This is a genomic window from Yoonia sp. 72 (assembly GCF_034652275.1).
GTDB lineage: Bacteria > Pseudomonadota > Alphaproteobacteria > Rhodobacterales > Rhodobacteraceae > Yoonia.
The window spans coordinates 309546-334910 of sequence record NZ_JAXIWG010000004.1; the positions used below are offsets into that span (position 1 = coordinate 309546).

Below are 25365 nucleotides of genomic sequence, written 5' to 3' on the forward strand. Positions count from 1 at the left end.
TCCGCGTAAGGTGGATCATGATCCACCTTACGCCCCGCATTTGCCCTTTCGGTCTGCCGCCAATCGGCTAGAGTTGGGCTGGCGCGGCAAGGGGCAGGGCATGGGCTATTCGGGGTTTCAGATCATCAAGGAAGGGTTGTTCGGCCAGAAAGGCTGGAAACCGCTCTGGCGTGATCCAGCACCCAAGGCGCGCTATGACGCGATCATTATCGGGGGTGGCGGGCATGGTCTGGCCACCGCCTATTACCTTGCCCGCGAACACGGGATGACGAATATCGCCGTGCTTGAAAAGGGCCATATCGGCAGCGGCAATATCGGGCGCAACACGACCATTGTGCGGGCCAATTATTTCCTGCCGGGCAATCAGGAATTCTATTCCCATTCGCTCAAGCTGTGGGAAGGGATGGAACGCGACCTCAACTACAACGTGATGCATTCGCAGCGCGGGCTGATCAACCTGTTCCATTCCGACGGCCAGCGCGATGCCTTCGTGCGGCGCGGCAATGCGATGATCAACCAAGGCGACGACGCGATCCTGCTGGACCGAGAAGGTGTGCGCAGTTATCTGCCCTATCTCGATTTCGACAATGCGCGCTTTCCGATCTACGGTGCCCTTTATCACCCGCGCGGCGGCACGGCGCGGCATGACGCGGTGGCCTGGGGATATGCGCGCGGTGCCGACCAGCGCGGCGTCGATCTGATCCAGAATTGCGAAGTCACCGGTATCGACATCGAAAACGGTGTCGTCACCGGCGTGCAGACCACACGCGGCGCGATCAAGGCGCGCAAGGTCGGCATCGTCACCGCAGGCCGGTCAGGGCAGGTCGCGGCCATGGCGGGTATGCGGCTGCCGATTGAAAGCCATGTGCTGCAGGCCTTTGTCACCGAAGGGCTGAAACCCGTGATCGACCATGTCGTCAGTTTCGGCATGGGTCATTTCTATATCAGCCAGTCCGACAAAGGCGGGCTGGTTTTCGGTGGCGATCTGGATTTCTACGCCTCCTATGCCGCACGCGGCAACCTGCCGATGAAGGAACATGTGATGGAAGCCGCGATGACCCTGATGCCGATGATCGGCAAGGCGCGCGTTTTGCGGTCTTGGGGCGGGATCATGGACATGACCCCCGACGGCAGCCCGATCATCGACACGACACCGACCAAGGGTTTGTTCATCGACTGCGGCTGGTGCTATGGCGGGTTCAAGGCGGTACCCGCCTCGGGCTTTGCTTTTGCGCATCTGATGGCGACCGGCCAACCCCATGCGACGGCTGCGAAATTCCGGCTCGACCGGTTCCGCACCGGTGTCGGGTTGATGGACGAAGAAGGCACCGGATCGCAGCACAACCTGCATTGAGCGTGGGATCTGAGTATTTGAAGAAATGAGAATGAAGGCGGATCATGCGGATTAACTGCCCCCATTGCGGCGAACGCGACCGGCGCGAGTTCTATTATATGGGCGATGCCACAGCGCTTGCCCGCCCCGCACCTGATGCGGGGCCTGACGCCTGGGATGATTACCTACACAACCGCGATAACCCCGCAGGCGACACAAGCGATCTGTGGTATCACGAAGGCGGTTGCGGCGCGTGGATCGTGGTTGCGCGCAACACCGTGACCCATGCGGTCCACCGCACCAAACTTGCGCAAAAGGCCGCATCATGAGGCTGCGCAACCCCGGCCAGACCGTGACCTTCACCTTTGACGGCAAACCCGTGCAAGGGGTACCGGGCGAACCTGTCGCCGCCGCCTTGCTGGCCAGCGGAATCAGGCTGATGGGCCGGTCTTTCAAATACCACCGCCCGCGCGGCGTGCTGACGGCGGGGTCCGAAGAACCCAACGCGCTGGTCACCGTCGGGCGCGGTGCGGCACAAGACCCCAATATCCGCGCCACCGTGCTGGAGGTGTCCGAGGGGCTGGAGGTGTTCAGCCAGAACGCATGGCCCAACCTGCGCCATGATGCGCTGGCGGTGAACGACCTTCTGTCGCCGTTTCTGGGGGCGGGCTTCTATTACAAGACCTTTATGTGGCCCAGCAGTTTCTGGGAAAAGCTCTATGAGCCGGTGATCCGCCGCGCGGCGGGTCTGGGCCGGTTGAGCGGGCAGGCGAATGCCGACCGCTATGAAAAGGCCTTTGCATTCTGCGACCTCTTGGTGATCGGGGCGGGGCCTGCGGGGCTGATGGCCGCTCTGACCGCAGGGCAGGCAGGTGTGGATGTGATCCTCGCCGATGAGGACAGCGCGCTGGGCGGCCGCCTGTTGCGCGAGGTCGAGGATGTGGATGGCAGGCCCGCCGCGGCTTGGGTCGCGGACGTTTTGGCGCAACTGCGCGCCTTGCCCAACGTGCGGCTGATGCCGCGCACCACCGTGACCGGCGCCTATGACCAAGGCACCTATGGCGCGCTGGAACGCATCGCGGGGGCGGATGCGCCGGTTGAGTGTTTCTGGCGCATCGTCGCCAAGCGGTCGGTGCTTTGTGCAGGCGCGCTGGAACGCCCCATCGCTTTCCCTGACAACGACCGGCCCGGCATCATGCTGGCGGGGGCGGTGCGGGCTTATGTCAACCGCTGGGGTGTGGCTCCCGGCCGGTCGGTCACGGTCTTTGGCAACAACGACGACGCGCATCGCACCGCGCGCGATCTGGCGGCGGCGGGGATCAAGATTGCGGGGCTGATCGATGCCCGCGCCGATGTGCAGGTGACGGCGGATTATCCAGTGTTTACGGGCGGCAGCGTGACCGCGACTGCCGGAAGGCGCGGACTAACCAGCATCACGGTCACCCATCAGGGCGGCACGCGGGTGATCCAGACGGATTGTCTGGCGATCTCGGGCGGCTGGAACCCGAGCCTGCATCTGACCTGCCACATGAACGGACGCCCCCAGTGGCGCGGTGATATCGCGGCCTTCGTGCCGACACCTGATGCGATCCCCGGCATGGCGGTGGCGGGCGCCTGCAACGGCGTCTTCGACACCGCCGGCTGTCTGCGCGACGGGGCCGAGGTGGCCGCCGCCATCGCCCGCGACCTCGGGTTCACGCCCGAGGTGACGCTGCCTGCTGCCGAGGCCCGCGCCTATGCCATCGCGCCGCTGTGGGAGATCCCCGGAAAGGGGCGCAAATGGGTCGATTTCCAGAACGACGTGACGACCAAGGATATCGCGCTGTCGGCGCAGGAAAACATGCGCAGCGTCGAACATATGAAACGCTATACGACCCAAGGCATGGCCCCCGATCAGGGCAAATCGTCAAACGTGCTGGCGCTGGCAGTACTGGCCGATCTGACAGGGCGCGGCATCCCCGAAACGGGCACGACGACCTTCCGCCCGCCTTTTGTGCCTGTCAGCATCGCCGCGATGGGTGCAGGCGGGCAGGGCAAAGGGTTCGCGCCGACGCGCCTGATGACCTCGCATCATGCGACCGTCGCCGCCCGTGCCCCGATGATCGAGGCGGGGCTCTGGTATCGTCCCAGCTATTTCCCGCTGGAAGGCGAGGTCAGCTGGCGGCAATCCTGCGACCGCGAAGTGAATTATGTGCGCAATGCGGTCGGGGTGTGCGACGTGTCGACCTTGGGCAAGATCGACGTGCAGGGGCCTGATGCCGCAGCGCTTTTGGACTTTGTCTATACCAACCGCATGTCCACCCTGAAGGTCGGGCGCGTGCGCTATGGCCTCATGCTGCGCGAGGACGGGTTCGTCATGGATGACGGCACTGCCGCACGTCTGGCGCCGGATCATTTCGTCATCACCACGACCACGGCCGCCGCAGGGCAGGTGATGCGGCATATGGAGTTCGTCACGCAGGCCTTGCGGCCCGATCTGGACGCGCGGATTGTCTCGGCGACGGATCACTGGGCGCAGTTCGCCGTGGCGGGTCCCAAGGCGCAGATGTTGCTGAATACCGTGCTGGATGACCAGATCAGCAATGACGACTGGCCGTTCATGGCCTGCGGCACTGTCGGGATCGGCGGTGTCACGGGCCGCATGTTCCGGATTTCGTTTTCGGGTGAAACCGCGTTCGAGATCGCCGTGCCCGCGCGTTACGGCGAAAGCCTGTTCCGCCAGCTTGCGGCACAGGCGCGCACCTTGGGGGGCGGCCCTTACGGGATGGAGGCGCTCAATGTGCTGCGCATCGAAAAGGGGTTTCTGACCCATGCCGAACTGCACGGGCGCACCACGGCCTATGATCTGGGGCTGGCGGGCATGGTCAGCGCGCAGAAAGATTGTATCGGACAGGCCGCCGCCCGCCGCCCCGGTCTGCTGGACCCCGCCCGCGAACGGCTTGTGGGACTGCGCGCGATCGAGGACGGCCGCCGTCTGACCGCAGGGGCGCATCTGTTTGCCAAAGACGCCAAGGCCGTGACCGCCAATGACGAGGGATATGTGACATCAGTGTGCTATTCGCCGTCTCTGGATTGCTATCTGGGGCTGGGGTTCCTGAAACACGGCCCCGAAAGGTATGGCGAGGTGATCCGCATGGTCGACCATCTGCGCGGTGTGGATACGCTGGCCGAGGTCTGCCATCCGGTGTTTTTCGACCCCGAAGGAGGACGCGCCCGTGGCTAGACTGATCGCACTTGGCGCTTTTGGCGATCTGTTGCCGCTGCAGGTGGGCAATGTGACCTGCACCGAAGTGGTCCGCGAGACGCTGTTTTCCATCGCGCCCTATCGTGGCCAGCAAAAGGCGGTGTCGGCTGCGCTCAAATCACAGCTTGGCCTGACTTTGCCCGCCGTCGGGCGGCGCAAGGCGGCGGGGGACGTGATCTGCCAGTGGAACGGGCATGAGGCATGGATTGTCAGCGCACAGGTCACGCTCGACGGGCTGGCGGCGGTCACCGACCAGTCCGATGGGTATGCCACGTTGGAAATCGCGGGAGCGGGGGTCGAGGCGGTGCTGGCGCGTCTGGTCCCGCTTGATCTGCGCGCCTCTACCTTCAAGGTCAATCACACTGCCCGCAGCCTGCTGGGCCATCTGCCGGTCAGCATTACCCGCACGGGGGCAGAGGTCTTTGAGGTGATGGTGATGCGGTCGATGGCGGCGTCTCTGGTGCATGATCTGCAAGAGGCGATGACAGGCGTGGCGGCGCGCGGATCGGCCTGACGCTGCGCGCCAGACCGAGGCCTCCGGCGGGGATATTTTTACTCGGAAGATGGGAGTTGCCCCGGCACGCCACGGCAGAGCTTGGAAAGCGCAGGTAAAAAGCGGATACTGCGCGCATGAGCCTGCCACCCGGATTTTTGGACGAATTGCGCAACCGGCTGTCGCTTGGACAGGTCGTCGGGCGCAAGGTCATGTGGGATACCCGCAAATCCAACCCCGGCAAAGGCGATCTCTGGGCGCCATGCCCCTTCCATCAGGAGAAAAGCGCCAGTTTCCACGTGGATGACCGCAAGGGGTATTATTATTGCTTTGGCTGTCACGCCAAGGGCGATGCGATTTCCTTTGTCCGCGAGACCGAGAATGTCGATTTCATGGAGGCGGTGAAGATTCTCGCGGGCGAAGCGGGCATGCCGATCCCCGAACGCGACCCGCAGGCCCAGCAAAAAGCCGATCTGCGCAGCCAGCTGGTCGATGTGATGGAAAAGGTCATCAAATGGCACCGGCTGCAGTTGCAGACGGGGGCTGCGACCGAGGCGCGTGCCTATTTGGCCCGCCGGGGGCTCAGCCCCGAGGCGCAGGCGCGCTGGGACATCGGCTTTGCCCCCGCCAACGGCGGGGCATTCGCGCATCTGACAGGGCAGGGGGTGGACCCCAAGCTGGTGATCGCGGCGGGTATCGCCGCTGAAAGCGACCGGGGTGGTGCGCCTTATGACCGGTTCCGCGGGCGCATCATCTTTCCTATTCGCGACGCGCGAGGGCGCGCCATCGGCATGGGGGGCCGCGCGATGGACCCCAATGCGCCTGCGAAATACTACAATTCGCCCGAAACGCCGCTGTTCGACAAAGGTCGCAGCCTGTTCAACCATGGCCCCGCACGCGAAGCCGCAGGCAAGGGCAAGCCATTGGTCGTGGCCGAAGGCTATATGGATGTGATCGCTTTGTCCGAGGCGGGCTTCACCGCCACGGTGGCCCCTCTTGGCACCGCGATCACCGAGGATCAGCTGCGCCTTTTGTGGCGGATCGCACCCGAGCCGATCATCGCACTCGATGGCGATACCGCCGGTCTGCGCGCTGCGATGCGGTTGATTGACATTGCGCTGCCGCTGCTGGAGGCGGGGCAGTCCTTGCGTTTCGCGCTGATGCCGCCGGGGCTGGACCCTGACGATGTGATCAAGACGCAAGGGGCGGGGGCGATGCAAAAACTGCTCGATGCCGCGATCCCGATGGTGCAGCTGTTGTGGCAACGCGAGACCGAAGGCAAGAGTTTCGACAGCCCCGAACGTATGAGCGCGCTTGAAAAATCGCTCGATGAAAAAGTGCGCTTGATTGCAGACCCGAGGTTGCGGAAAAACTACGAAGCCGCGTTGGCTAAGTTAAAAAAAGCTCAGTTTTCGATACCACAGCAACAATTTAAGCAGAAAAAGCGCCGAGACTGGCGGGCAAAATCTGAGCCGTGGCATGACGAAATTAGTCCCGTTTTTAGTAGTAAAAATTCAGTCCTAGGAAGTGGGGCTGTCAGTCAGGAACATCTGCGCGAGGCGGTTATTCTTGCCACGATGATCATCGCCCCCGCCGTGGCGGTCGAATTCGGCGATGCGCTGGAACGGATCGATTGTCGCGATCCGGCCCACCGCGATCTGCAGGCGGCGGTCCTGCGTCATCTTGGCGCCGATAATCTGCAAGCGGCCATCGCGGCCGATCTGGGGGCGGATGCCCTTGAAAAACTGCTTTCGCAAAGCCATGTGGCAATCAGCCCCGCAGTGCGCCGCAAAGGGCAGGCCGAGGTCGCGCGCCTGTGTCTGGCCGAGGAATTCGCGAAACTGACCGCCCGACGCGGCCATGCCCGCGAGATCGAGGATGCGGTCGAAGACCTTGGCGGGCTGGCTGATGAGGGGCTGACATGGCGGCTGGCGCAGGCCAGCGCGGCTGTGGACAAGGCCGGACGGGGCGATAACGAGGACCGCGCCGAATATGCGGTCGGCCCCAACGGGGCACGGATGAAGAAGGACGAGCGGAGTGCACTGGACCAATTGCTCGACCAGATCAATTTTGCCAAGGGACAGGGCCGGCCTAGGTCATGACATGGCAACAGAACTGAAAAACACGCGGTCGCCTGCTTGCGGTTCACGCCGATGCAGGGTTGATTCGGGTAAGACCGAATCAGCCGAATCACCCTGGCTGCGTAACGACGACTTGGAAGGGTCCCTTTGATGGCTGCGAAAGACACCGATGATCGCAAGGACAACGACCAGGATGGGGATATCAGCCTTGATATGAGCCAGGCCGCGGTCAAGAAGATGATCGCGGACGCGCGCGAGCGTGGCTACATCACCTATGACCAGCTGAACGCGGTCCTGCCGCCGGAACAGGTATCCTCTGACCAGATCGAAGACGTCATGTCGATGCTGTCCGAAATGGGCATCCAGGTCACCGAAGAAGAAGAATCCGAAGAAAGCGACGATGGCACCGGCGGCACCGATATCGCCACCGTGTCGGGGTCGCGCGATGTGGCCATCGGCGGGGCCGAGGCGGAAAAGCTTGATCGCACCGATGACCCCGTGCGGATGTATCTGCGCGAGATGGGGTCGGTCGAACTGCTGTCGCGTGAAGGCGAAATCGCCATCGCCAAGCGGATCGAGGCTGGCCGTAACACGATGATTCTGGGGCTGTGCGAAAGCCCGCTGACATTCCAGGCGATCACGATCTGGCGCGACGAATTGTTGTCCGAGGACATCCTGCTGCGCGACGTGATCGACCTTGAAACCACCTTCGGCAACCAGCTGGGCGAAGAAGGCGACGTCGAGGCTGTTGTGGGTGCTGCCCCCGTGTCCGAGGACAAGGGCGACAGCGGCACCGAACTGGACGCCGACGGCAACCCGATCAGCAAGGATGACGACGACGAGGACGACGATCAGGTCAACATGTCGCTGGCCGCGATGGAAGCCGCGCTAAAACCGCGCGTGCTGGAAACGCTGGAGATCATCGCGCGCGGCTTTGCCGAACTGTCCGACATGCAGGACGCGCGGATGTCCGCGACGTTGAACGAGGATTCGTCGTTCTCCAAAAAGGACGAGGAACGCTATCAGACCCTGCGCTCCGAAATCGTGGTGCTGGTGAATTCGCTGCACCTGCACAACAACCGGATCGAGGCGCTGATCGACCAGCTTTACGGGATCAACCGCCGGATCATGTCGATCGACAGCTCGATGGTGAAGCTCGCCGATCAGGCCCGCATCAACCGCCGCGAATTCATCGACGAATATCGCGGGCGCGAGCTGGACCCGAACTGGCTGGAACAGATGGCCGAGAAATCGGGCCGTGGCTGGCAGGCGCTGGTGGAAAAATCCGCCGACAAGATCGCCGAATTGCGCAACGACATGGCGCAGGTCGGCCAGTATGTCGGCGTTGACATTACCGAATTCCGCCGCATCGTCCAGCAGGTCCAGAAGGGCGAAAAAGAAGCGCGGCAGGCCAAGAAAGAAATGGTCGAGGCGAACCTGCGTCTGGTCATCTCGATTGCCAAGAAATACACCAACCGTGGTCTGCAGTTTCTTGACCTTATTCAAGAAGGTAACATCGGCCTGATGAAGGCCGTCGATAAATTCGAATACCGGCGTGGCTATAAATTCTCCACCTATGCCACATGGTGGATCCGGCAGGCGATCACGCGGTCCATCGCAGATCAGGCGCGCACGATCCGTATTCCGGTGCATATGATCGAGACGATCAACAAGCTGGTCCGCACAGGTCGTCAAATGCTGCACGAAATCGGCCGCGAACCCACGCCCGAGGAACTGGCAGAAAAGCTGCAGATGCCGCTCGAAAAGGTCCGCAAGGTGATGAAGATCGCCAAGGAACCGATTTCGCTCGAAACGCCGATCGGCGACGAGGAAGACAGCCAGCTTGGCGATTTCATCGAGGACAAGAACGCGATCCTGCCGCTGGATTCGGCCATTCAGGAAAACCTGAAGGAAACCACGACCCGCGTGCTGGCGTCCCTGACGCCGCGTGAGGAACGCGTGCTGCGGATGCGTTTTGGCATCGGGATGAACACCGACCACACGCTGGAAGAGGTCGGACAGCAGTTCAGCGTCACCCGCGAACGCATCCGCCAGATCGAGGCGAAGGCGCTGCGCAAGCTCAAGCACCCAAGCCGCAGCCGGAAATTGCGGTCGTTCCTGGATCAGTGATGCGCGTTCTTGGCGTCCTCTCGGTCATGATCGGCTGGGCGGGCGCCGCCGGGGCGGCTTGCCTGCCCAATGAGCAAACTTTCATGGCCTGCACGATTGCGGGAAACGGGAAAAGCCTCGCCGTCTGTTTTGACGCCGACATGGTCCATTACCGCTTTGGTGCGCCGGATCAGCCCCCCGAGCTATCGCTGTCCAGCCCCGTGGCCGAGGTCGATTACACCCCGTGGCCCGGCATCGGGCGGGCGATCTGGGAATCCGTGCATTTTCCAAATGCAGGCTATATCTACGAGGTTTTCGCCGGTTTTGACCGCATGATCCAAGACGATGACCCCGAAGATCCTGCCTTCGGTGGTGTGCATGTCTTGCGTGACGATCAGGTCATTGCAGAGCTGCGCTGCAGCCCCGACAGTCTTGATTTTACTTGGGGTGATGGGCTGTTCCTTGCGAAAGAGGCGGCAGGCCTGACCTACGACATGTCCACGCAGACATGGGGCGCATCGGCGGCAGACTAACCATATCTCGCGGTCGCAATTCCCCCCTACCCAAAACCAAGGCGGGTTCTTATAGTGGCTGTGGATAAGTGGGGTCTTGCCCCAACAGATAGCCCAAAGGACCTCATATGCGCTGCCCTTTTTGCGGAAATGTCGATACCCAGGTCAAGGATTCCCGCCCCGCAGAAGACCATGTCGCGATCCGGCGCAGGCGGTTCTGTCCGGCCTGTGGCGGGCGGTTCACGACCTATGAACGCGTGCAGTTGCGCGATCTTGTGGTCATTAAATCAAACGGCCGGCGCGAGGATTTCGACCGCCAGAAGCTGGAACGCTCGATCCGTATCGCGCTGCAAAAGCGGCCGGTGGAGCCCGAACGCATGGACCAGATGATCAGCGGCATCGTGCGCCGTCTGGAAAGTCTAGGCGATACCGATATTCCGTCAGGCACCATCGGCGAGATCGTGATGGAAAGCCTCGCACGGATCGACACGGTCGCCTATGTGCGGTTCGCCAGCGTTTACAAGAACTTTCAGGCGGCGGATGATTTTGACAAATTCGTCAGCGAATTGCGCCCGCAAGCGGCCAAAGAAGACGAGTGAGCGACGCCCGCTACATGGCTCTCGCGCTGCAACTGGGGCGGCGCGGGATGGGGCGTGTCTGGCCCAATCCGGCGGTGGGCTGCGTGATCGTGAATCACGGCCACATCGTCGGGCGCGGCTGGACGCAGGACGGCGGGCGCCCCCATGCCGAGGTCGTGGCATTATCGCAAGCGGGTGATGCTGCGCGCGGGGCGACCGTTTATGTCACGCTGGAACCCTGCGCACATCACGGCAAGACGCCGCCCTGTGCCGAGGCGCTGATTGCCGCAGGCGTGGCGCGTGTGGTGGTCGCTGTGGGCGATCCTGATCCGCGCGTGGCAGGGCGCGGGATCGCGATGCTGGAACAGGCGGGGATTGCGGTAGAGACGGGGCTGCTGGCAGATGCGGCCCGCGCGGATCACGCAGGATTTTTGTCGCGGATCACGGCAGCGCGGCCTTTTGTGACGCTGAAGCTTGCGGGCACGCTCGATGGGCGGATCGCCACGGCAAGCGGTGAAAGCCAGTGGATCACAGGGCCCGAGGCCCGCCGTGCGGTGCATATGATGCGCGCGCGCCATGACGCGGTGATGGTGGGCGCAGGGACCGTGCGCGCGGATGATCCGGCGCTGACGGTGAGGGGCCTTGGGATCAAGGGCCAGCCTGTGCGCGTGGTGGTGTCGCGTGCTGCCAAACTGCCGCTGACTTGTCAGTTGGCGCAGACGGCGCGGCAATCGCCTGTCTGGATCTGTCATGGGGCAGAGGCCGACGTGGCCGATTGGGTCGCGCTGGGCGCTGTCAGCCTGCCTTGTGCGGTGCGTGCAGGACAGGTCGAACCCGAGGCGATGATGCAGGCGCTGGCAGGCGCGGAGATCACGCGGGTGTTCTGCGAAGGGGGGGGCATGCTGGCCGCTTCCTTGCTGGGCGCAGGGCTGGTGGATGAATTGGTGGTGATGACCGCAGGCCGCGCGATCGGGGCCGAAGGCACGCCGTCGCTGGCGGCGATGGGGATCGGGCGGCTGGTGGATGCGCCGCGTTTTGCGCTGTTGGACCTCGCGCGTCTTGGCGAGGATGTGATGATGCGCTGGGGCCGGGTCTAGGGTTTCACGGGGCGCTGCCCCGTACCCCGGAGTATTTCTGGAAAAAAGAAGTCAACGCCACAAGGGGGCGAAGCCCGCGAAAAGGCCCTGCAGTTTCGCCGCCGCGCGGTTGAAGCGCGGGGCGGGCGGGATGTCGCCATGCTCTAGCCTGTCGACGATGACCTCGACCGGGCAGGGCAGGCCACTGACCGGATCGCGGTAGCGTGGGTAGGCGATCAGCGCGGCATGGACGAGGGCGGTGAGGTCCACTGCCGCATTGCGCCGTGCGAGCGGCATCGCGCGGTCATCGGTCAGCCCCCAGCCGGCATAGAACGGCATACCCAGACAGGTGACGGGGCGGTCGTGCAGTAAAGCCTCGAACCCCAGAAGCGATGTCATGGTCCAGACGCAATCGCAGGCCTTGATGGCGGCGATGGGGTCGGCGTCGTCGAGCACGAGATCGGCCCAGTCGCGCGCGTTGGGTACATGGCCGGGGCGGAGTTTCGCGCGCACGTCGGGGTGCGGTTTGTAAAGGATAACGGCGGCAGGATTGGCGGCGCGCACCGCTTGCAGCAGCGTCGCATTGCTGCGCACCTCGCCCGCTCCAAGCCGGATGCTGGCGTCGTCCTCGACCTGGCCTGGGACAAGGATGCGCCGTCCTTTGGGCAGGTCGGGCAGGGGGGTGCCGTGCAGGTTGTATTTCGACAGGCCCGCGGCTGTGATCCGCGCGATCAGCGCTTGGGCGCGGTCGCGGGCGGCGGGGGCGAGGCTGTCGGACTGGGCGATCAGCGCCTCGAGCCGGCTTGGGCGGGTTGCGTCGTAATAGATGCCAAGATCGTCGAGCACGAGCGAGAGAGGCGCCACCAGATCGGCCCCCAGCCCGCGCGAGCGCAGGAAACCGTCCTCGACCAGCACTGCGTCGTGGCCGCCTTTGCTGGCCCAGCGCATCAGGCGGCGGTTTGACCCGACCGCGAGCGGTGCGGCCTTGGTGCCGCGCGCGAAGCGGACCTGTGCGTACTGGCCGAAGAACTGCTGCAAGGGCTTGCGTTTCCACAGCCGCATGTCGGCGGCGACCCAGCCTTGGTGATCGTCGCGCCAGGCGCGGGTCAGGGCGGACAGGGTGGCTGCCGCTTCCTCGAAGCTGCACAGCCGGTCGTTATAGGGATCGTACCATGTGGGATAGAGGATCATCGCGCCTGCGAACAGTTGCGCCCGCGTCAGGCGGCGCTGGCGGCGTTGCAGGGGCGCGCGGTCGTCGCTGAGCCCCCAGCCGGCGTAGAAGGGCTGGCCGAAAACCACGGGTTTGTGGCCTGCAAGGATCGCCTCGAACCCCAGTTGCGATGTGACGGTATAGACCGCAATCGCCCCTGTCAGCAGGGCCCAAGGTGAGACGGGCGCATCACACAGGCTGATCCGGTCGCTGGCATCGGCGGCGGTGAAATAGCCTGTCTTGTCGCCTGCGATCGTTTCGGGATGGGTCTTGATGATGATGCGCTGGCCGGGGTGCTCGGTCTGGGCGTAGAACAGCATCTCGCGAAAGGTGTTGCTGTCAGCGCCGCTCGCGGTGATGCTGGCATCCTTGCGGGTCTGGTCGATGACCAGCACATAGCCTGCATCGGGTACTTGGGCGGTGGGGTCGAAACAGGTGTATTTCGACAGATGATCCGCCTGAAGCGCGGCGATCCCCGCTTTGGCGCGGTTCAGCAGGGCGGTATCGTCGAGCGGATCATGCGCAAGGATCATTTCCAGATCGGACGGCGTCGCAGGGTCGAAATGCACGCCGCGCCGGTCGATGTTCAACCCGATGGGCAGATCACCCGACCGCCCCGGCCGGACCGAGCGCAGGAAACTGTCCTCCACCCGGATCAGGCCCGCGCCTTTGTGCCGTGCCACAGCCTCGCCGCGTGGCGCGGTCGGGCTTTGGCCCCAGACGCCGACGCTGTCATCGGGGCCGGGCGCGCCAAGGCGGATGTCGTAGCCCGCCAGCGTCAGGATGCGCCGGATGCGGGGCTGGGTCAGGAAACCGCCCGAATAGACATAGAGGTTCTGGCGTTTTTCATCCGGCATTGCGGCAGGTTATGCCACGCGCTGCACCTTGACCAGCGCGGCGCGGTGCATTTCGCGCGGCTTTTCATCATCCAGACGGCTGTCATAGGGGCTGCGATCTGCCAGCATCATGGGCACGAGCTTGGCAGTCAGGTGCCGTCTGCCTTTGATGGAATAAAAGCCGCCCGGCACCTGGCTGGTTTCAAGCAGGAATTGCCGGAAATCGCGGTAGGCCTGCGCATCGGGCGCGCGCGGGGCGGCGAAAAAGGCGGGCAGGGGCTGGTCGGACACGAAATCGGGCTTGTCATAAACCGCCGCGCCAAAAATCCGCAAAGGGATACCGCGCCAGAGCACTTGCTGGCCTGCCGTGGAATTGATCGTCACGGCCGAAAGCGCCTTGTCGAGCAATTGCGCAAGCTTGCCACCGCGCACGTAATGCACGCGGTCTGCAATGCCCTGTGCTGCGGCCGCCTGCCGGATCAGGCGGCGCAGCGGTTTGCGCCCGTTTTCCAGTGGATGCGCCTTGAAGACAAGGTGATGACCGGCGGATGCGCCTTTGGCAAAGCCTGCGACGACGACATCAATAAAGGTTTCCATATCGCGAAAGGGCGAATGCATCTGAAAGCTCGAATCATGTTCAAGCTGCAGCAGCGCCAGATGATAGGGATAGCCGCCCGCCTTGATCCGCAGGGTGGCAAGCCCGCGCAGCAGTGCGTGGAACGGCATCATGAGCAGGCGGCGGGAGTAAAGCCGCGCTTCGGCCTGCACGGACAAGGCGCGGTGCGGGCGGAACTGCGGATAGCGCGCGTTCCGGAACATGACGAACCAATGATAGAGCGCGCCGTAAAAGATATGCTGGCGCATGTCGCCCCAATGGGCAGGCGGCGTCGGCATATCGCGTCCGTCTTGGGCTAGATGCGCGCGCATGTCGGCGAGGCTGAGGCGGCGCAGGTGCGAATGGCCGTTGCTGCCATCGCGTTCATAGGTGATCCAGTAGGGGCGCAGATAGCCTTCTTCAAAGACATGGATGCGCAGCCCTGCGGCGCGTGCCTGGCGGACCGCCTCGGCATGGACGGGGCGGGTGTCGCCGTAAAGCACGATATCGGTGATCTCTTTGTCGTGCAGGATGCGGGCCAGTGCTGCGGGCCATGCGTCAAGGTTGTCACGGAACGGCAGATAGCCGGGGCTGCGCCACCAGAAGGCCGCATCGCCCGCGTTGAAACCCACGCGCCAGACTGTCGCCCCCGCTTTGCGCAAGGCCCCCGCCATCTGGCGGAAGAACGGCCCGTGTGGCCCTTGCAGGAAAAGAAAGCGACGCTCGATACTCATACCATCCTACTGACACAGGAAACGAAATGACCTGTTAACATCGCAATCTGACCGGAATGCGGCATTGCGGCAAGCGGGTTCACTTGCCTGCCCTGCGCCAAGCCGCTACGTCAGAGGCAACCGGAAAGGAAAGCCCATGTTCACAGGAATTGTCACCGATATCGGCCGCGTGCTGGAACTCGAACAGCGCGGCGATCTGCGCGCGCGGATCGGCACGGGCTATGACGTGGCGGGCATCGATATCGGGGCCTCTATCGCCTGCAACGGGGTGTGCCTGACGGTCATCGCGCTGGGCCGCGACCCGCAAAACTGGTTCGACGTGCAGATTTCGGCGGAAACCGTGGGGGCCACGAATGTGGGCGGCTGGACGGTCGGCAAGCGACTGAACCTTGAACGCGCGCTGAAGGTCGGGGACGAGTTGGGCGGGCATATCGTCTCGGGTCATGTCGATGGCGTCGCCGAAGTGATCGCGATGCGCGATGAAGGCGACAGCACCCGCGTGACGTTTCGCGCGCCCGACGCGCTTGCGCGGTTCATCGCGCCCAAAGGCTCGGTCGCGCTTGACGGCACGTCGCTGACGGTGAACGAGGTCGCGGGCCGCGATTTCGGGATCAATTTCATCCCCCATACCAAGACCGCCACGACGTGGGGCGAGGTCGCGGTGGGTGATCTCATCAATATCGAGATCGACACGATGGCCCGCTATGTCGCGCGGTTGCAGGAATACGCCTGATGGCGGGGATCGGGCATAATTCCGGCCTGTCGCAGGAGCCGGGGCACAGCTGGCGCAAATTCGCATGGACCAAGGCGCGGCAGGATTTGCTGCCCGTCCTGCCGATCGAGGTGGTGCGCCTGCGCGTCAAACGCGCCGCCGAACTGGGCCTGCCGTACAAGACCTATGCCGGTATCCGCGCCAGCAACGGCCATGACCTGATCGGATTTCTGTTTTCCAGCAATGCCTTGCGCGTGCTACGCGACGGGCAGGCGATGCCTGCGGACCGTGTGGCGCGGCTGGAAACGCTGGTCAATACCGCCTGTCACGGCCTTGCGCACCGGCCTGTCACGCCCACGCATCTGGCGGGGCTGGCGGGGATTGACCGCGCCTTTGCCGCACCACGCTTTGCCGACAGCTGGTCGGCCATGCGCCGCGATCTGGATCAGGTGACCGGCACGCTGCGCCAGCCTGCCGACCGCTTTGTGCTGGTGGGCGATACCGATTTTGAACGGGAATGGGTCGCCGCGGCCCGTCTGGCGGGCTATGTCAGCGCCGAGGCGTTCTTTCCGTAAGCTACCTTACGCCTTGCAGCCCTTTTCAAACGGCGGATGCTGGGCTATCTGGCAGGCAACCAAGCTGCGGGGTCGCCTATGTCCATCACTTTCGAAACACCGGGTCCGGTCGAATTGGACTGGTCCGATGCGATCAGCAAGATCGAGGACATCATTGACGATGCCCGCAATGGGCGAATGTTCATCCTTGTGGATCACGAGGACCGCGAGAACGAAGGCGATCTGGTGATCCCCGCCCAGATGGCGACACCCGACGCGATCAACTTCATGGCCAAGCACGGGCGCGGGCTGATCTGCCTGTCACTGCCGGGGGCGCGCATCGATGCGCTGGGCCTGCCGCTGATGGCGTCCAACAATTCCTCGCGCCATGAAACCGCATTTACTGTCAGCATCGAAGCGCGCGAAGGCGTCAGCACCGGCATTTCCGCCGCCGACCGCGCGCGCACCGTGTCCGTCGCCATCGACGCCACCAAAGGTGCGGCCGATATCGCGACACCGGGGCATGTGTTCCCGCTGCGCGCGCGCGACGGTGGTGTGCTGGTCCGTGCGGGCCACACGGAGGCTGCCGTCGATATCGCGCGGCTGGCGGGGCTGAACCCGTCCGGCGTGATCTGCGAGATCATGAAAGAAGACGGCGAAATGGCGCGTCTGCCGGACCTGATTGCCTTTGCGCAGTTGCACGGGCTGAAGATCGGCACGATCAGCGACCTGATCGCCTATCGCCGCCGCCACGACAATCTGGTCGTGCTGCGCGACAGCCAGACCATCACATCGGAATTCGGCGGCGCATGGGAAATGCGGATTTTTGTCGATGAAACCCAAGGCGCGGAACATATCGCGCTGATCAAAGGCGATATCACCACGCCCGAGCCTGTGCTGGTGCGGATGCATGCGATGGACCCGATGCTTGACGTCGTTGGTGTCGGTCCACGGGGGCGGCGCAACGAATTCGGCGATGCGATGCAACTGATTGCCGATGAAGGGCGCGGCGCGCTGGTCTTGCTGCGCGACCTGCACATGAAACTGGACGCGAGCGAAGAAGCCTCGCCACATACCCTGCGCCAGTACGGGCTGGGCGCGCAGATCCTGTCGGCGCTGGGCCTGCATGAAATCACGTTGCTGACCAATTCACCCAAGCCAAAGGTTGTCGGCCTCGACGCCTATGGCCTCGAGATTGTCGGTACGCGCAAAATCTCGGAGATTGGCTGATGGCCGGACCCACACATTATATCCTGCCCTTGCCCGACTTCGACAAGCCGGTGAAAATCCTGATCGTCGCCTCGCCTTATTACAAGGATATCAGCGACCACCAGATCGCCGGTGCCGTGGCCGAGATCGAAAAGGCCGGTGCCAGCCATGAGATCGTGCATGTGCCGGGCGCGCTGGAAATCCCTACCGCCATCGGCATTGCCGCGCGGATGAGCAATTTTGACGGCTATGTCGCCCTTGGCTGCGTGATCCGGGGCGAGACGACGCATTACGACACCGTCTGCAACGACAGCAGCCGCGCGCTGCAACTTTTGGGATTGCAGGGGCTGTGCATCGGCAACGGCATCCTGACTGTAGAAAACCACGCGCAGGCCGCCGTGCGCGCGGACCCCGCGCAGATGAACAAAGGCGGCGGGGCGGCGGCTGCCGCGCTGCATCTGGTCGCGCTGGCGCGCAAATGGGGCAAGGCCGAAAAAGGCGTGGGCTTTACCCGCGACATCCTGATGGCAGGTAATACAACCGCATGACGATTTCCAACAACCAGCGCCGCAAGATGAAATCCGCCGCCCGGCTTTATGCGGTGCAGGCCCTGTTCCAGATGGAAGCCACCGGCCAGACCGTCGAAGGGATCGTGCGCGAATTCGAGGATCACCGCTTTGGCGAGATCATCGACGATGTCGAACTGGTGGAAGGCGATGTCGACACGTTCCGGCGCATGATGGACCGCGCTGTCGATCTGCAGGCCAGCATCGACCAGATGACCGACCGTGCGCTGGTCGCCAAATGGCCCATCGCGCGGATCGACCCGACCTGGCGCGCGCTGTTCCGCGCGGCGGGGGCCGAGCTTTTGGACAAGGACACGCCGCCCAAGGTCGTGATCAGCGAATTCGTGGCTGTCGCCGAGGCGTTCAGCCATGACGGCAAAGAGCCGAAATTCGTCAATGCCGTGCTGGACCATATGGCGCGCGAGGCGCAGCCCGAAGCGTTCTGACACGAAGCGAGGTTTGCGCCAAAAAGGTCGGGGCCTCCGGCGGGGATACTTGGGCTCGGAAGATGGTGGCACTTGTTTTCCCCGATGCATGGCTTAGCTCTTGTTCATAGGGAGACGCCGCCATGACACATGATCACGAACCGGACCTGATGCGGCTTTATTTGCGCCATGGCGCTGTGGGCTTTGTGATCGCGGCGGGGTTTGTCGCGATGCTTTTATGGTACGACGTGGCGCGGCTGGGCAGTCTGGTGGCCAATTCCGATATCGGCTGGCTTGCTGTTTTCCTGCTGTGGTTCTTCCACGGCACCGTCTTTGGCGGCGTGCAATTCGCGATTTCACTGATGCTGAACGCGCAGGATGACGATGATGATGACCAATCCGGCGGGCAGTTGATCCCGATCCGTGTGACCGCTGGGTCGCAGCGCGGGCGTTAGGCGACGGGCACCACATCTGCCGTAGCGGTAGCTAATCCCGAGGACCTGTTTTTACAGGTGGGCGCCAGATAGACTGACCAGGGCCAGAACAGAGCCAGCTCCCTCGGAGTTGCTTAAGGCCACTGGATTTGTACCGATGGTATACATGCAGCGCAGAAACCCGTCTGACCCACAGTTAGGGCGCGGCGCGCGGTTGCACAAGTGGGGCGGATTTATTCTTCGATTTCGCCGCGGATCAGCCAGCCGTTGCGACCGACCATGGTTGCGGGCGCATAGCCCAACAGGATGCGTTCGGCCAGACCGATGGTCAGCAGCGCCATGCAGACTTCGTAAAAGGTGATACTGGCAATCAAAGACATCTCAGCTTTCCTTTCAGGTTGAGCCCGTTTTGGCAGTCAAAGCGGTCGAAAACGTGACGCTCGCAAGGTATTCGGCTGACAAAGACCGCCATGATGACCCAATCGCGCCACAATCGGGTCAAGGCCTTTGTCAACACCCCGACGGTAAGCTTTGAAAGTTAACGGAAAACTTAAGATCGCTGCTTTGACCCCGGTTGGTGCGGAAAAACTGCCGTGCATTCGTATCAAAAGCCGCACGTGGCGGGGAGGGAATCACTTGGGCGCAGGCCGACAGATGGATTGCAATTTGTTCACCTATTGTTCAATATGTGGCCATGCAGACCATACCCACACTTGCCGCTTTGCAGCCCGGCCAATGGCTGGCCCGCGGGGTGTGCCGTCATTTGCGCGGCCATGATTTCGTCAGCGTCGAGGAACTGGTGCCTGCCCCCGGTTTGCGCGTCGATGTCATGGCGTTGGGGCCGAAAGGCGAAATCTGGGTGATCGAGTGCAAATCGAGCCGTGCCGATTTCCAGACCGACCGCAAATGGCAGGGCTATCTGGACTGGTGCGACCGTTTTTTCTGGGCAGTGGGCAATGATTTTCCGCTGGAGTTGCTACCCGATGATACAGGGCTGATCATGGCCGACAGCTATGACGCCGAAGTGCTGCGGATGGGGCCAGAGCGGCCACTGCCACCCGCGCGGCGCAAGATGCTGACGCAGAAATTCGCGCGCCATGCCGCGATCCGCGCGCAGATGGCGCGTGATCCGGGGTTTATCAGCGCTTTTTGACGGCGCGCGCGGCCTGTGCTGCGGCGCGGATCTCGTCTGCAATTTCTTCAGCTTCCTCGGGTTCGAAATCCATCGGGATTTCAGTGTCGCCCGCCTCGACGAAGATGCGCACCATGCCCAGTTCGGTCGGCCCGATCTGCATATTGGCCTCGATATCGCGTTCGCTGTTGATACCCATGATCTGTTCCTTGCTGTCTTTCGCCTGCCTACAGCGCCGCGCAATCGCTTGGCAAGGGCCGCGCGCGAAAAGCCGCGACTAGCCCTTGCAATCATGCGGTCATGCCGCTAAATCCGGCGCCAGTGCCGCCTTAGCTCAGTTGGTTAGAGCGCTTGATTGTGGATCAAGAGGTCGCTGGTTCGAGACCAGCAGGTGGTACCACCCCCTTTTCAGGCCGCAGATGATGACGGAGAACCAGATGGGGCCGACCCTGATTACCTTCCAGATTGCCGCCAATCCTCCGCCCCGGCTGGACAAGGCCTTGGGCCGCGACGTACCGGATGATGCCGCCCTCAGCCGGTCGCGTCTGGCGCGTCTGATCGCGGATGGGGCTGTCGCCATCGACGGGCAGGTGGTTACCGACCCGCGTTTCCGCATCAGCGAAGGCGCGCAGGTCGCCGTCACCGTCGAGGAAGCGGTTGAGAGCCATATCGGGGCCGAGGATATCACGCTCGAGGTCGTGTTCGAGGATGAGGACCTGATCGTCATCAACAAACCCCCCGGCATGGTCGTGCATCCCGCCCCCGGCACACCCGAAGGCACATTGGTCAACGCGCTGATCCACCATTGCGGTGACAGCCTGTCCGGTGTGGGCGGCCTCAAACGCCCGGGCATCGTGCACCGGATCGACAAGGACACATCCGGCCTGCTGGTTGTCGCGAAATCCGACCGCGCGCATCACCATCTGGCTGACCAGTTCGCCGACCATACGGTTGAACGCCGCTATATCGCGATCTGTTATGGCGTGCCCGAAGCAAACGATCCGCGCCTGCGCGGCATCAAGGGCACCAGTTTCGAGCCTGGCAATATCCTGAAAATCCAGACCCAGCTGGGGCGGCATCGCACCGACCGGCAGCGGCAGGCGGTGTCCTTTACCGTCGGACGCCATGCTGTGACGCGCGCGCGAATCTTGGAACCTCTGGGCACGCCGCCTGTTGCGGCACTGATCGAATGCTGGCTGGAAACCGGACGCACCCATCAGATCCGCGTGCATCTGGCCCATTGCGGCCATGCGCTGATCGGTGACCCGACCTATGGCAGCCGGCGCAAGATGTCGCCCAAGGCATTGGGTGAGGCAGGCGTCGCCGCCGTCGCCGCATTTCCGCGTCAGGCGCTGCATGCGGCAACCTTGGGTTTCGTGCATCCCGTGACCGAAGAATTCCTTGAATTCGAGGCCCCGTTGCCTGCTGATATGCAGGCCCTGCTGGCCGCAATGGGTGCTGCGGTCTGAAATATCGCATCCCATGTGCGTGAGCGCACCGAAAGGTCACTCGTAAAACTGAACCGAATGGTTCATGTTGCGTTGACCACAAGTAAAGACCGACACTTGAAAACGGCCGCGTTGCGACCATATCCATGTTAAGCCTTTATACATAACGGAGGGCACGACAGTGAGCGACTATAAAAATCTACCAGCACCGACACCGGAAGGCGGCCTGAACCGCTATATGCAGGAAATCCGCAAGTTCCCGATGCTGGAACCCGAAGAAGAATACATGCTGGCCAAACGCTGGGTGGACCACGAGGACACCGAAGCCGCGCACAAGATGGTCACATCGCACCTGCGCCTGGCGGCCAAGATCGCCATGGGCTATCGCGGCTACGGCCTGCCGCAGGCCGAGGTGATTTCCGAGGCGAACGTCGGCCTGATGCAGGCTGTCAAACGCTTTGACCCCGAAAAAGGGTTTCGCCTTGCGACCTATGCAATGTGGTGGATCCGCGCCTCGATCCAGGAATATATCCTGCGGTCCTGGTCGCTGGTGAAAATGGGCACGACCTCGGCCCAGAAAAAGCTGTTCTTCAACCTGCGCAAGGCGAAAAACCGCATCGGTGCGCTGGAAGAAGGCGACCTGCGCCCCGAGAACGTCAAACAGATCGCGAACGATCTGGGCGTGACCGAGGATGAAGTCATCTCGATGAACCGCCGTCTGTCGGGGGGCGATGCCTCGCTGAACGCGCAGATCGGGTCGGATGGTGAAGGGTCGATGCAATGGCAGGACTGGCTGGAAGACGACACCGCCAACACCGCCGCCGACTACGAGGAACATGACGAACTCGACGCGCGCCGCGCCTTGCTGGCCGAGGCCATGACCGTGCTGAATGACCGCGAAAAGGACATTCTGGTGCAGCGCCGCCTGGCCGATGAAACTGTCACGCTCGAAGATCTGAGCGCCCGCTACGATGTCAGCCGCGAACGGATTCGCCAGATCGAGGTCCGGGCGTTCGAAAAGCTGCAATCGCGCATGACCCAGCTTGCGCGTGAAAAGGGCATGCTGGAAAGCGCCTGAGCTTCCTCGCGACCCGTCGTCTTTATGATCCCCGTCGGAGCCTCCGGCGGGGATTTTTTGTTCTATCGGTGGGAAAGGGGCGTGGCAGCGGCCGGATGATAGCGCTATCATCCTCAAAAGGGAGATGATCATGACACCAATCCGCTGGGGCATTCTGGGTGCCGCCGATTTCGCCCGCCGTTTCATGGGCCCCGCCATCCATGCCGCCAAAGGGGCCGAGCTTTCCGCGCTGGCCACATCCAGCGCCGACAAGGCGGCAGGCTTCGCCGACTTTGCCCCCGGCATCAGGGTGCATGACAGCTATGACGCGCTCTTGGCTGATCCGGCGGTCGATGCGGTCTATATCCCGCTCCCTAACCACCTGCATGTCGACTGGTCGCTCAAGGCGCTGGCGGCGGGCAAACCCGTGCTTTGCGAAAAACCGATGGGGCTGGCGGCGGCTGACTATGATCGTCTGATCGCCGCGCGCGATGCATCAGGGCTGCTTGCGGCCGAGGCTTTCATGATTGTGCATCATCCGCAATTCACCCGCGCGCGCGACCTCTACCAGCAGGGGGCCATCGGCAAGCTCATGCATGTCGATGCGACCTTCACCTATAACAACGCAGGCGATGTGGCCAATATCCGCAACCGTCCCGAAACGGGCGGCGGCGCGCTGCGCGATATCGGCGTCTATACGTTCGGAGCGGCCCGCTTTGTGACGGGGCAGGAACCTGATGTGATAACCCACGCCGACCTGCGGCTGGAAAACGACGTCGATGTCTTCGCGCAGGTCGCCGCCCGTTTCCCCGATTTCACCTATTCCGCCGTGGTGTCGATGCGGATGCACCCGCGCCAGCAGATCACTTTCCACGGTGACAAAGGTGTGTTGCGCCTGACCTGTCCGTTCAACGCCAATGTCTTCGACATCGCGCAGCTGACGCTGGAAACCGACGGCAGCAGCATGATCACCGAACGCTGGCCTGGCGTGAACCACTACGTGCTACAGGTCGAAAATTTCGGCCAGGCGCTGCGCGGTGCCAGCGCTTATCCATGCCCGCTGGAATTCTCGCGCGGCACGCAGGCGATGATGGACATGGTCTTTGCGGCGGGCGCGCAGCGCTGACCGCGCGCGCCCCTTCCGACTTCTTTTTTCCAAAAATACTCCCCCGCCGGAGGCGCTGGCACTACAGCGCCTCGAGCTCGTCGATCATGCTTTCGATGAGCGCCAGACCCTTGTCCCAGAAGGCAGGGTCTGACGCATCCAGCCCGAACGGGGCCAGCAGCTCCTTATGGTGCTTGGACCCGCCCGCGCGCAGCATCGCGAAATATTTATCGCGGAAGTCGGCGTCGCCTTCTTCGAACACCGCATAAAGCGCGTTCACCAGCCCGTCGCCGAAAGCATATGCATAGACGTAGAACGGCGAATGCACGAAATGCGGGATATAGGCCCAGAAGGTCTCGTACCCATCCGCGAAATCGAACACCGGCCCAAGGCTTTCGGCCTGCACCGACATCCAGAGCGCATTGATGTCATCGGGGGTCAATTCGCCTGTCGCGCGGGCTGCATGCAGCTTGCATTCGAAATCATAGAACGCGATCTGGCGCACCACGGTGTTGATCATATCCTCGACCTTGCCCGCCAGCAGCACCTTGCGGTCCTGCGGCGTCTTGGCATTGTCAAGCAACTGCCGGAAGGTCAGCATCTCGCCAAAGACCGACGCCGTTTCGGCCAACGTCAGCGGGGTCGCGGACAGTAATTCTCCCTGTTCGGCGGCCAGCACCTGATGCACGCCATGCCCCAGCTCATGCGCCAGCGTCATCACATCGCGCGGTTTGCCGAGGTAGTTCAGCATCACATAAGGATGCACCGTCGTCACGGTCGGATGCGCGAAAGCGCCGGGCGCCTTGCCGGGTTTCGTTGCCGCATCGATCCAGCCCTTGTCGAAAAACCGCCCCGCGATCTCGGCCATTTTCGGATCGAACCCCGCATAGGCGGTCATCACCGTGTCGCGGGCCTCAATCCAGCCGATCACGCGGGTCTGTTCCATCGGCAAAGGCGCGTTGCGGTCCCAGACCTGCATCCGCTCCAGCCCCAGCCATTTCGCCTTCAGCGCGTAATAACGGTGCGACAGGCGCGGATAGGCCGCAACAACCGCGTTGCGCAGTGCCTCGACCACCTCGGGCTCGACATGGTTGGCCAGATGGCGCGCGGCCTGCGGGCTGGGCATCTTGCGCCAGCGGTCGTGGATTTCCTTTTCCTTGGCCAGCGTGTTGTGGACCCGCGCGAAGATCTTGATGTTTTCGCGGAACACGGCCGCCAGCGCATGGGTCGCAGCCTCGCGCTGCGTGCGGTCCTGTTCGGTCAACAGGTTCAGCGTGCTTTCCAGATTAAGCACCTCGCCATCCACCACGAATTCAAGGCCCGCCATGGTCTCATCGAACAGCCGGTTCCACGCGGCAGCCCCGACGGTGGATTGGTCATGCAGGAACTTTTCCAGCTCGTCCGACAACTGGTGCGGCTTCATCGCGCGCATCCGGTCGAACACGGGTTTATAGCGCGCCAAATCGGCATTGGCCGCCAGAAGGCCCGCCAGATGGTCGTCGTCCAGCCGGTTGAACTCCAGCCCGTAAAACACGAGCGGGGTGGTGAAACGGGTGATCTTGTCCTGACAATCGGCCATGAATTTGGCACGGTCACTGTCGGTGGTGATCTGGTAATAGCGCAGGCCCGCAAAGGACATGATCCGCCCCGCGATCACGTCGATCTGTTCATAGCGCTGCACCGCGCGCAGCAAACCCGCCGCATCCAGCGATGAAAGCTTGCCTTCGAAATCGGCGGCAAAAGATGCGCATTCGGATTCCAGCCATGCCATGTCACGCTGGATTTCAGGGCTGTCAGGGCTGGGATAAAGGTCGGTCAGGTCCCATTCGGGCAGATCGCCAAAGCTGTTTTTTCCGGAGGTATTGGCATCATAGACGGGGTTTTGCATGGCGCGGCTTTCATTGCTGTTTGGGGGATACTTA

General features: G+C 62.8%; 24 protein-coding genes and 1 tRNA gene. 20 read left to right on the forward strand and 5 right to left on the reverse strand.

From position 1 onward, the window contains the following. Positions 1–100: 100 nt before the first annotated feature. The 9 genes from VCK47_RS16685 (at position 101) to ribD (ending at position 11447) form a co-directional block, all read left to right on the forward strand. Positions 101–1354 carry a sarcosine oxidase subunit beta family protein gene (locus VCK47_RS16685; RefSeq protein WP_322891698.1) on the forward strand — a complete coding sequence of 418 codons (1254 nt, stop codon included), beginning with the start codon at positions 101–103 and terminating at the stop codon, positions 1352–1354. A 44-nt stretch (positions 1355–1398) separates the two neighbouring features. Then, complete coding sequence (locus VCK47_RS16690; RefSeq protein WP_322891365.1) at positions 1399–1662, forward strand: sarcosine oxidase subunit delta; 264 nt, start codon at positions 1399–1401, stop codon at positions 1660–1662. Continuing rightward, the gene (locus VCK47_RS16695) at positions 1659–4556 is read left to right on the forward strand and encodes a sarcosine oxidase subunit alpha family protein (protein ID WP_322891364.1); all 2898 of its coding nucleotides are present in this window, start codon (positions 1659–1661) and stop codon (positions 4554–4556) included. The genes VCK47_RS16690 and VCK47_RS16695 overlap by 4 nt, the downstream gene beginning before the upstream one ends. After that, positions 4549–5091 (forward strand): sarcosine oxidase subunit gamma, encoded by a 543-nt coding sequence (locus VCK47_RS16700; RefSeq protein WP_322891363.1) that lies wholly within the window; start codon positions 4549–4551, stop codon positions 5089–5091. The genes VCK47_RS16695 and VCK47_RS16700 overlap by 8 nt, the downstream gene beginning before the upstream one ends. 116 nt (positions 5092–5207) lie before the next feature. Further along, the gene (gene dnaG, locus VCK47_RS16705) at positions 5208–7172 is read left to right on the forward strand and encodes a DNA primase (protein WP_322891362.1); all 1965 of its coding nucleotides are present in this window, start codon (positions 5208–5210) and stop codon (positions 7170–7172) included. Between the two features lie 129 nt (positions 7173–7301). Then, the gene (gene rpoD, locus VCK47_RS16710) at positions 7302–9281 is read left to right on the forward strand and encodes an RNA polymerase sigma factor RpoD (RefSeq protein ID WP_322891361.1); all 1980 of its coding nucleotides are present in this window, start codon (positions 7302–7304) and stop codon (positions 9279–9281) included. Then, a complete protein-coding gene (locus VCK47_RS16715; protein WP_322891360.1) occupies positions 9281–9793 on the forward strand; it encodes a hypothetical protein in 513 nt (170 codons plus the stop codon). Before rpoD ends, VCK47_RS16715 begins: the two co-directional genes overlap by 1 nt. Positions 9794–9900: 107 nt before the next feature. Beyond that, positions 9901–10371, forward strand: coding sequence for a transcriptional regulator NrdR (gene nrdR / locus VCK47_RS16720; protein WP_213396305.1), 471 nt, complete (start codon positions 9901–9903; stop codon positions 10369–10371). Next, positions 10368–11447, forward strand: a complete 1080-nt coding sequence (gene ribD / locus VCK47_RS16725; RefSeq protein ID WP_322891359.1) for a bifunctional diaminohydroxyphosphoribosylaminopyrimidine deaminase/5-amino-6-(5-phosphoribosylamino)uracil reductase RibD — start codon at positions 10368–10370, stop codon at positions 11445–11447. Before nrdR ends, ribD begins: the two co-directional genes overlap by 4 nt. A gap of 51 nt (positions 11448–11498) precedes the next feature. Here the strand turns inward: ribD and VCK47_RS16730 are convergent, their stop codons facing one another. After that, positions 11499–13493: a capsular polysaccharide biosynthesis protein gene (locus VCK47_RS16730; protein ID WP_322891358.1), complete on the reverse strand. Its 1995-nt coding sequence runs from the start codon at positions 13491–13493 to the stop codon at positions 11499–11501. 9 nt (positions 13494–13502) lie between these two features. Then, positions 13503–14801 carry a capsular biosynthesis protein gene (locus VCK47_RS16735; protein ID WP_322891357.1) on the reverse strand — a complete coding sequence of 433 codons (1299 nt, stop codon included), beginning with the start codon at positions 14799–14801 and terminating at the stop codon, positions 13503–13505. Between the two features lie 136 nt (positions 14802–14937). Between VCK47_RS16735 and VCK47_RS16740 the strand changes: the two genes are divergently transcribed. The 6 genes from VCK47_RS16740 (at position 14938) to VCK47_RS16765 (ending at position 18722) form a co-directional block, all read left to right on the forward strand. Beyond that, positions 14938–15534 (forward strand): riboflavin synthase, encoded by a 597-nt coding sequence (locus VCK47_RS16740; protein WP_322891356.1) that lies wholly within the window; start codon positions 14938–14940, stop codon positions 15532–15534. Then, positions 15534–16088: a hypothetical protein gene (locus VCK47_RS16745; RefSeq protein WP_322891355.1), complete on the forward strand. Its 555-nt coding sequence runs from the start codon at positions 15534–15536 to the stop codon at positions 16086–16088. The genes VCK47_RS16740 and VCK47_RS16745 overlap by 1 nt, the downstream gene beginning before the upstream one ends. A 78-nt stretch (positions 16089–16166) precedes the next feature. Beyond that, positions 16167–17297 carry a 3,4-dihydroxy-2-butanone-4-phosphate synthase gene (gene ribB, locus VCK47_RS16750; protein WP_322891354.1) on the forward strand — a complete coding sequence of 377 codons (1131 nt, stop codon included), beginning with the start codon at positions 16167–16169 and terminating at the stop codon, positions 17295–17297. Continuing rightward, a complete protein-coding gene (locus VCK47_RS16755; protein ID WP_322891353.1) occupies positions 17297–17824 on the forward strand; it encodes a 6,7-dimethyl-8-ribityllumazine synthase in 528 nt (175 codons plus the stop codon). Before ribB ends, VCK47_RS16755 begins: the two co-directional genes overlap by 1 nt. Then, positions 17821–18288, forward strand: a complete 468-nt coding sequence (nusB, locus tag VCK47_RS16760) for a transcription antitermination factor NusB (RefSeq protein ID WP_322891352.1) — start codon at positions 17821–17823, stop codon at positions 18286–18288. The genes VCK47_RS16755 and nusB overlap by 4 nt, the downstream gene beginning before the upstream one ends. A gap of 122 nt (positions 18289–18410) precedes the next feature. Then, positions 18411–18722 (forward strand): hypothetical protein, encoded by a 312-nt coding sequence (locus tag VCK47_RS16765; protein WP_322891351.1) that lies wholly within the window; start codon positions 18411–18413, stop codon positions 18720–18722. A gap of 212 nt (positions 18723–18934) precedes the next feature. Here the strand turns inward: VCK47_RS16765 and VCK47_RS16770 are convergent, their stop codons facing one another. Continuing rightward, complete coding sequence (locus VCK47_RS16770) at positions 18935–19081, reverse strand: hypothetical protein (protein ID WP_322891350.1); 147 nt, start codon at positions 19079–19081, stop codon at positions 18935–18937. A gap of 314 nt (positions 19082–19395) precedes the next feature. Here VCK47_RS16770 and VCK47_RS16775 point away from each other — a divergent pair, with 314 nt between their 5' ends. Continuing rightward, positions 19396–19854: an MmcB family DNA repair protein gene (locus VCK47_RS16775; protein ID WP_322891349.1), complete on the forward strand. Its 459-nt coding sequence runs from the start codon at positions 19396–19398 to the stop codon at positions 19852–19854. Here the strand turns inward: VCK47_RS16775 and VCK47_RS16780 are convergent. Further along, complete coding sequence (locus tag VCK47_RS16780; RefSeq protein ID WP_322891348.1) at positions 19841–20032, reverse strand: DUF6324 family protein; 192 nt, start codon at positions 20030–20032, stop codon at positions 19841–19843. The genes VCK47_RS16775 and VCK47_RS16780 overlap by 14 nt on opposite strands. Positions 20033–20156: 124 nt before the next feature. Here VCK47_RS16780 and VCK47_RS16785 point away from each other — a divergent pair. From VCK47_RS16785 to VCK47_RS16800, 4 genes are all read left to right on the forward strand, one after another. After that, positions 20157–20233: transfer RNA gene (locus tag VCK47_RS16785), tRNA-His, on the forward strand. 22 nt (positions 20234–20255) lie between these two features. Continuing rightward, positions 20256–21302, forward strand: a complete 1047-nt coding sequence (locus VCK47_RS16790; RefSeq protein WP_322892302.1) for an RluA family pseudouridine synthase — start codon at positions 20256–20258, stop codon at positions 21300–21302. Positions 21303–21462: 160 nt separating this feature from the next. Continuing rightward, positions 21463–22359, forward strand: coding sequence for an RNA polymerase sigma factor RpoH (gene rpoH / locus VCK47_RS16795; RefSeq protein WP_322891346.1), 897 nt, complete (start codon positions 21463–21465; stop codon positions 22357–22359). A 130-nt stretch (positions 22360–22489) separates the two neighbouring features. Beyond that, the gene (locus VCK47_RS16800; protein ID WP_322891345.1) at positions 22490–23464 is read left to right on the forward strand and encodes a Gfo/Idh/MocA family oxidoreductase; all 975 of its coding nucleotides are present in this window, start codon (positions 22490–22492) and stop codon (positions 23462–23464) included. Positions 23465–23525: 61 nt separating this feature from the next. On the opposite strand, the gene VCK47_RS16805 is transcribed toward VCK47_RS16800, so the two are convergent. Beyond that, entirely contained in the window at positions 23526–25331 is a 1806-nt protein-coding gene (locus VCK47_RS16805) for a M3 family oligoendopeptidase (protein WP_322891344.1), read from the reverse strand. Positions 25332–25365: the final 34 nt, after the last annotated feature.

Coding starts and splice junctions, on each gene's coding strand:
- VCK47_RS16685 (WP_322891698.1), top strand. CDS start 101: ATGGGCTATTCGGGGTTTCAGATCATCAAGGAAGGGTTGTTCGGCCAG.
- VCK47_RS16690 (WP_322891365.1), top strand. CDS start 1,399: ATGCGGATTAACTGCCCCCATTGCGGCGAACGCGACCGGCGCGAGTTC.
- VCK47_RS16695 (WP_322891364.1), top strand. CDS start 1,659: ATGAGGCTGCGCAACCCCGGCCAGACCGTGACCTTCACCTTTGACGGC.
- dnaG (WP_322891362.1), top strand. CDS start 5,208: ATGAGCCTGCCACCCGGATTTTTGGACGAATTGCGCAACCGGCTGTCG.
- rpoD (WP_322891361.1), top strand. CDS start 7,302: ATGGCTGCGAAAGACACCGATGATCGCAAGGACAACGACCAGGATGGG.
- VCK47_RS16715 (WP_322891360.1), top strand. CDS start 9,281: ATGCGCGTTCTTGGCGTCCTCTCGGTCATGATCGGCTGGGCGGGCGCC.
- nrdR (WP_213396305.1), top strand. CDS start 9,901: ATGCGCTGCCCTTTTTGCGGAAATGTCGATACCCAGGTCAAGGATTCC.
- VCK47_RS16730 (WP_322891358.1), bottom strand. CDS start 13,493: ATGCCGGATGAAAAACGCCAGAACCTCTATGTCTATTCGGGCGGTTTC.
- VCK47_RS16735 (WP_322891357.1), bottom strand. CDS start 14,801: ATGAGTATCGAGCGTCGCTTTCTTTTCCTGCAAGGGCCACACGGGCCG.
- VCK47_RS16740 (WP_322891356.1), top strand. CDS start 14,938: ATGTTCACAGGAATTGTCACCGATATCGGCCGCGTGCTGGAACTCGAA.
- VCK47_RS16745 (WP_322891355.1), top strand. CDS start 15,534: ATGGCGGGGATCGGGCATAATTCCGGCCTGTCGCAGGAGCCGGGGCAC.
- ribB (WP_322891354.1), top strand. CDS start 16,167: ATGTCCATCACTTTCGAAACACCGGGTCCGGTCGAATTGGACTGGTCC.
- VCK47_RS16755 (WP_322891353.1), top strand. CDS start 17,297: ATGGCCGGACCCACACATTATATCCTGCCCTTGCCCGACTTCGACAAG.
- nusB (WP_322891352.1), top strand. CDS start 17,821: ATGACGATTTCCAACAACCAGCGCCGCAAGATGAAATCCGCCGCCCGG.
- VCK47_RS16765 (WP_322891351.1), top strand. CDS start 18,411: ATGACACATGATCACGAACCGGACCTGATGCGGCTTTATTTGCGCCAT.
- VCK47_RS16770 (WP_322891350.1), bottom strand. CDS start 19,081: ATGTCTTTGATTGCCAGTATCACCTTTTACGAAGTCTGCATGGCGCTG.
- VCK47_RS16775 (WP_322891349.1), top strand. CDS start 19,396: ATGCAGACCATACCCACACTTGCCGCTTTGCAGCCCGGCCAATGGCTG.
- VCK47_RS16780 (WP_322891348.1), bottom strand. CDS start 20,032: ATGGGTATCAACAGCGAACGCGATATCGAGGCCAATATGCAGATCGGG.
- VCK47_RS16790 (WP_322892302.1), top strand. CDS start 20,256: ATGACGGAGAACCAGATGGGGCCGACCCTGATTACCTTCCAGATTGCC.
- VCK47_RS16800 (WP_322891345.1), top strand. CDS start 22,490: ATGACACCAATCCGCTGGGGCATTCTGGGTGCCGCCGATTTCGCCCGC.
- VCK47_RS16805 (WP_322891344.1), bottom strand. CDS start 25,331: ATGCAAAACCCCGTCTATGATGCCAATACCTCCGGAAAAAACAGCTTT.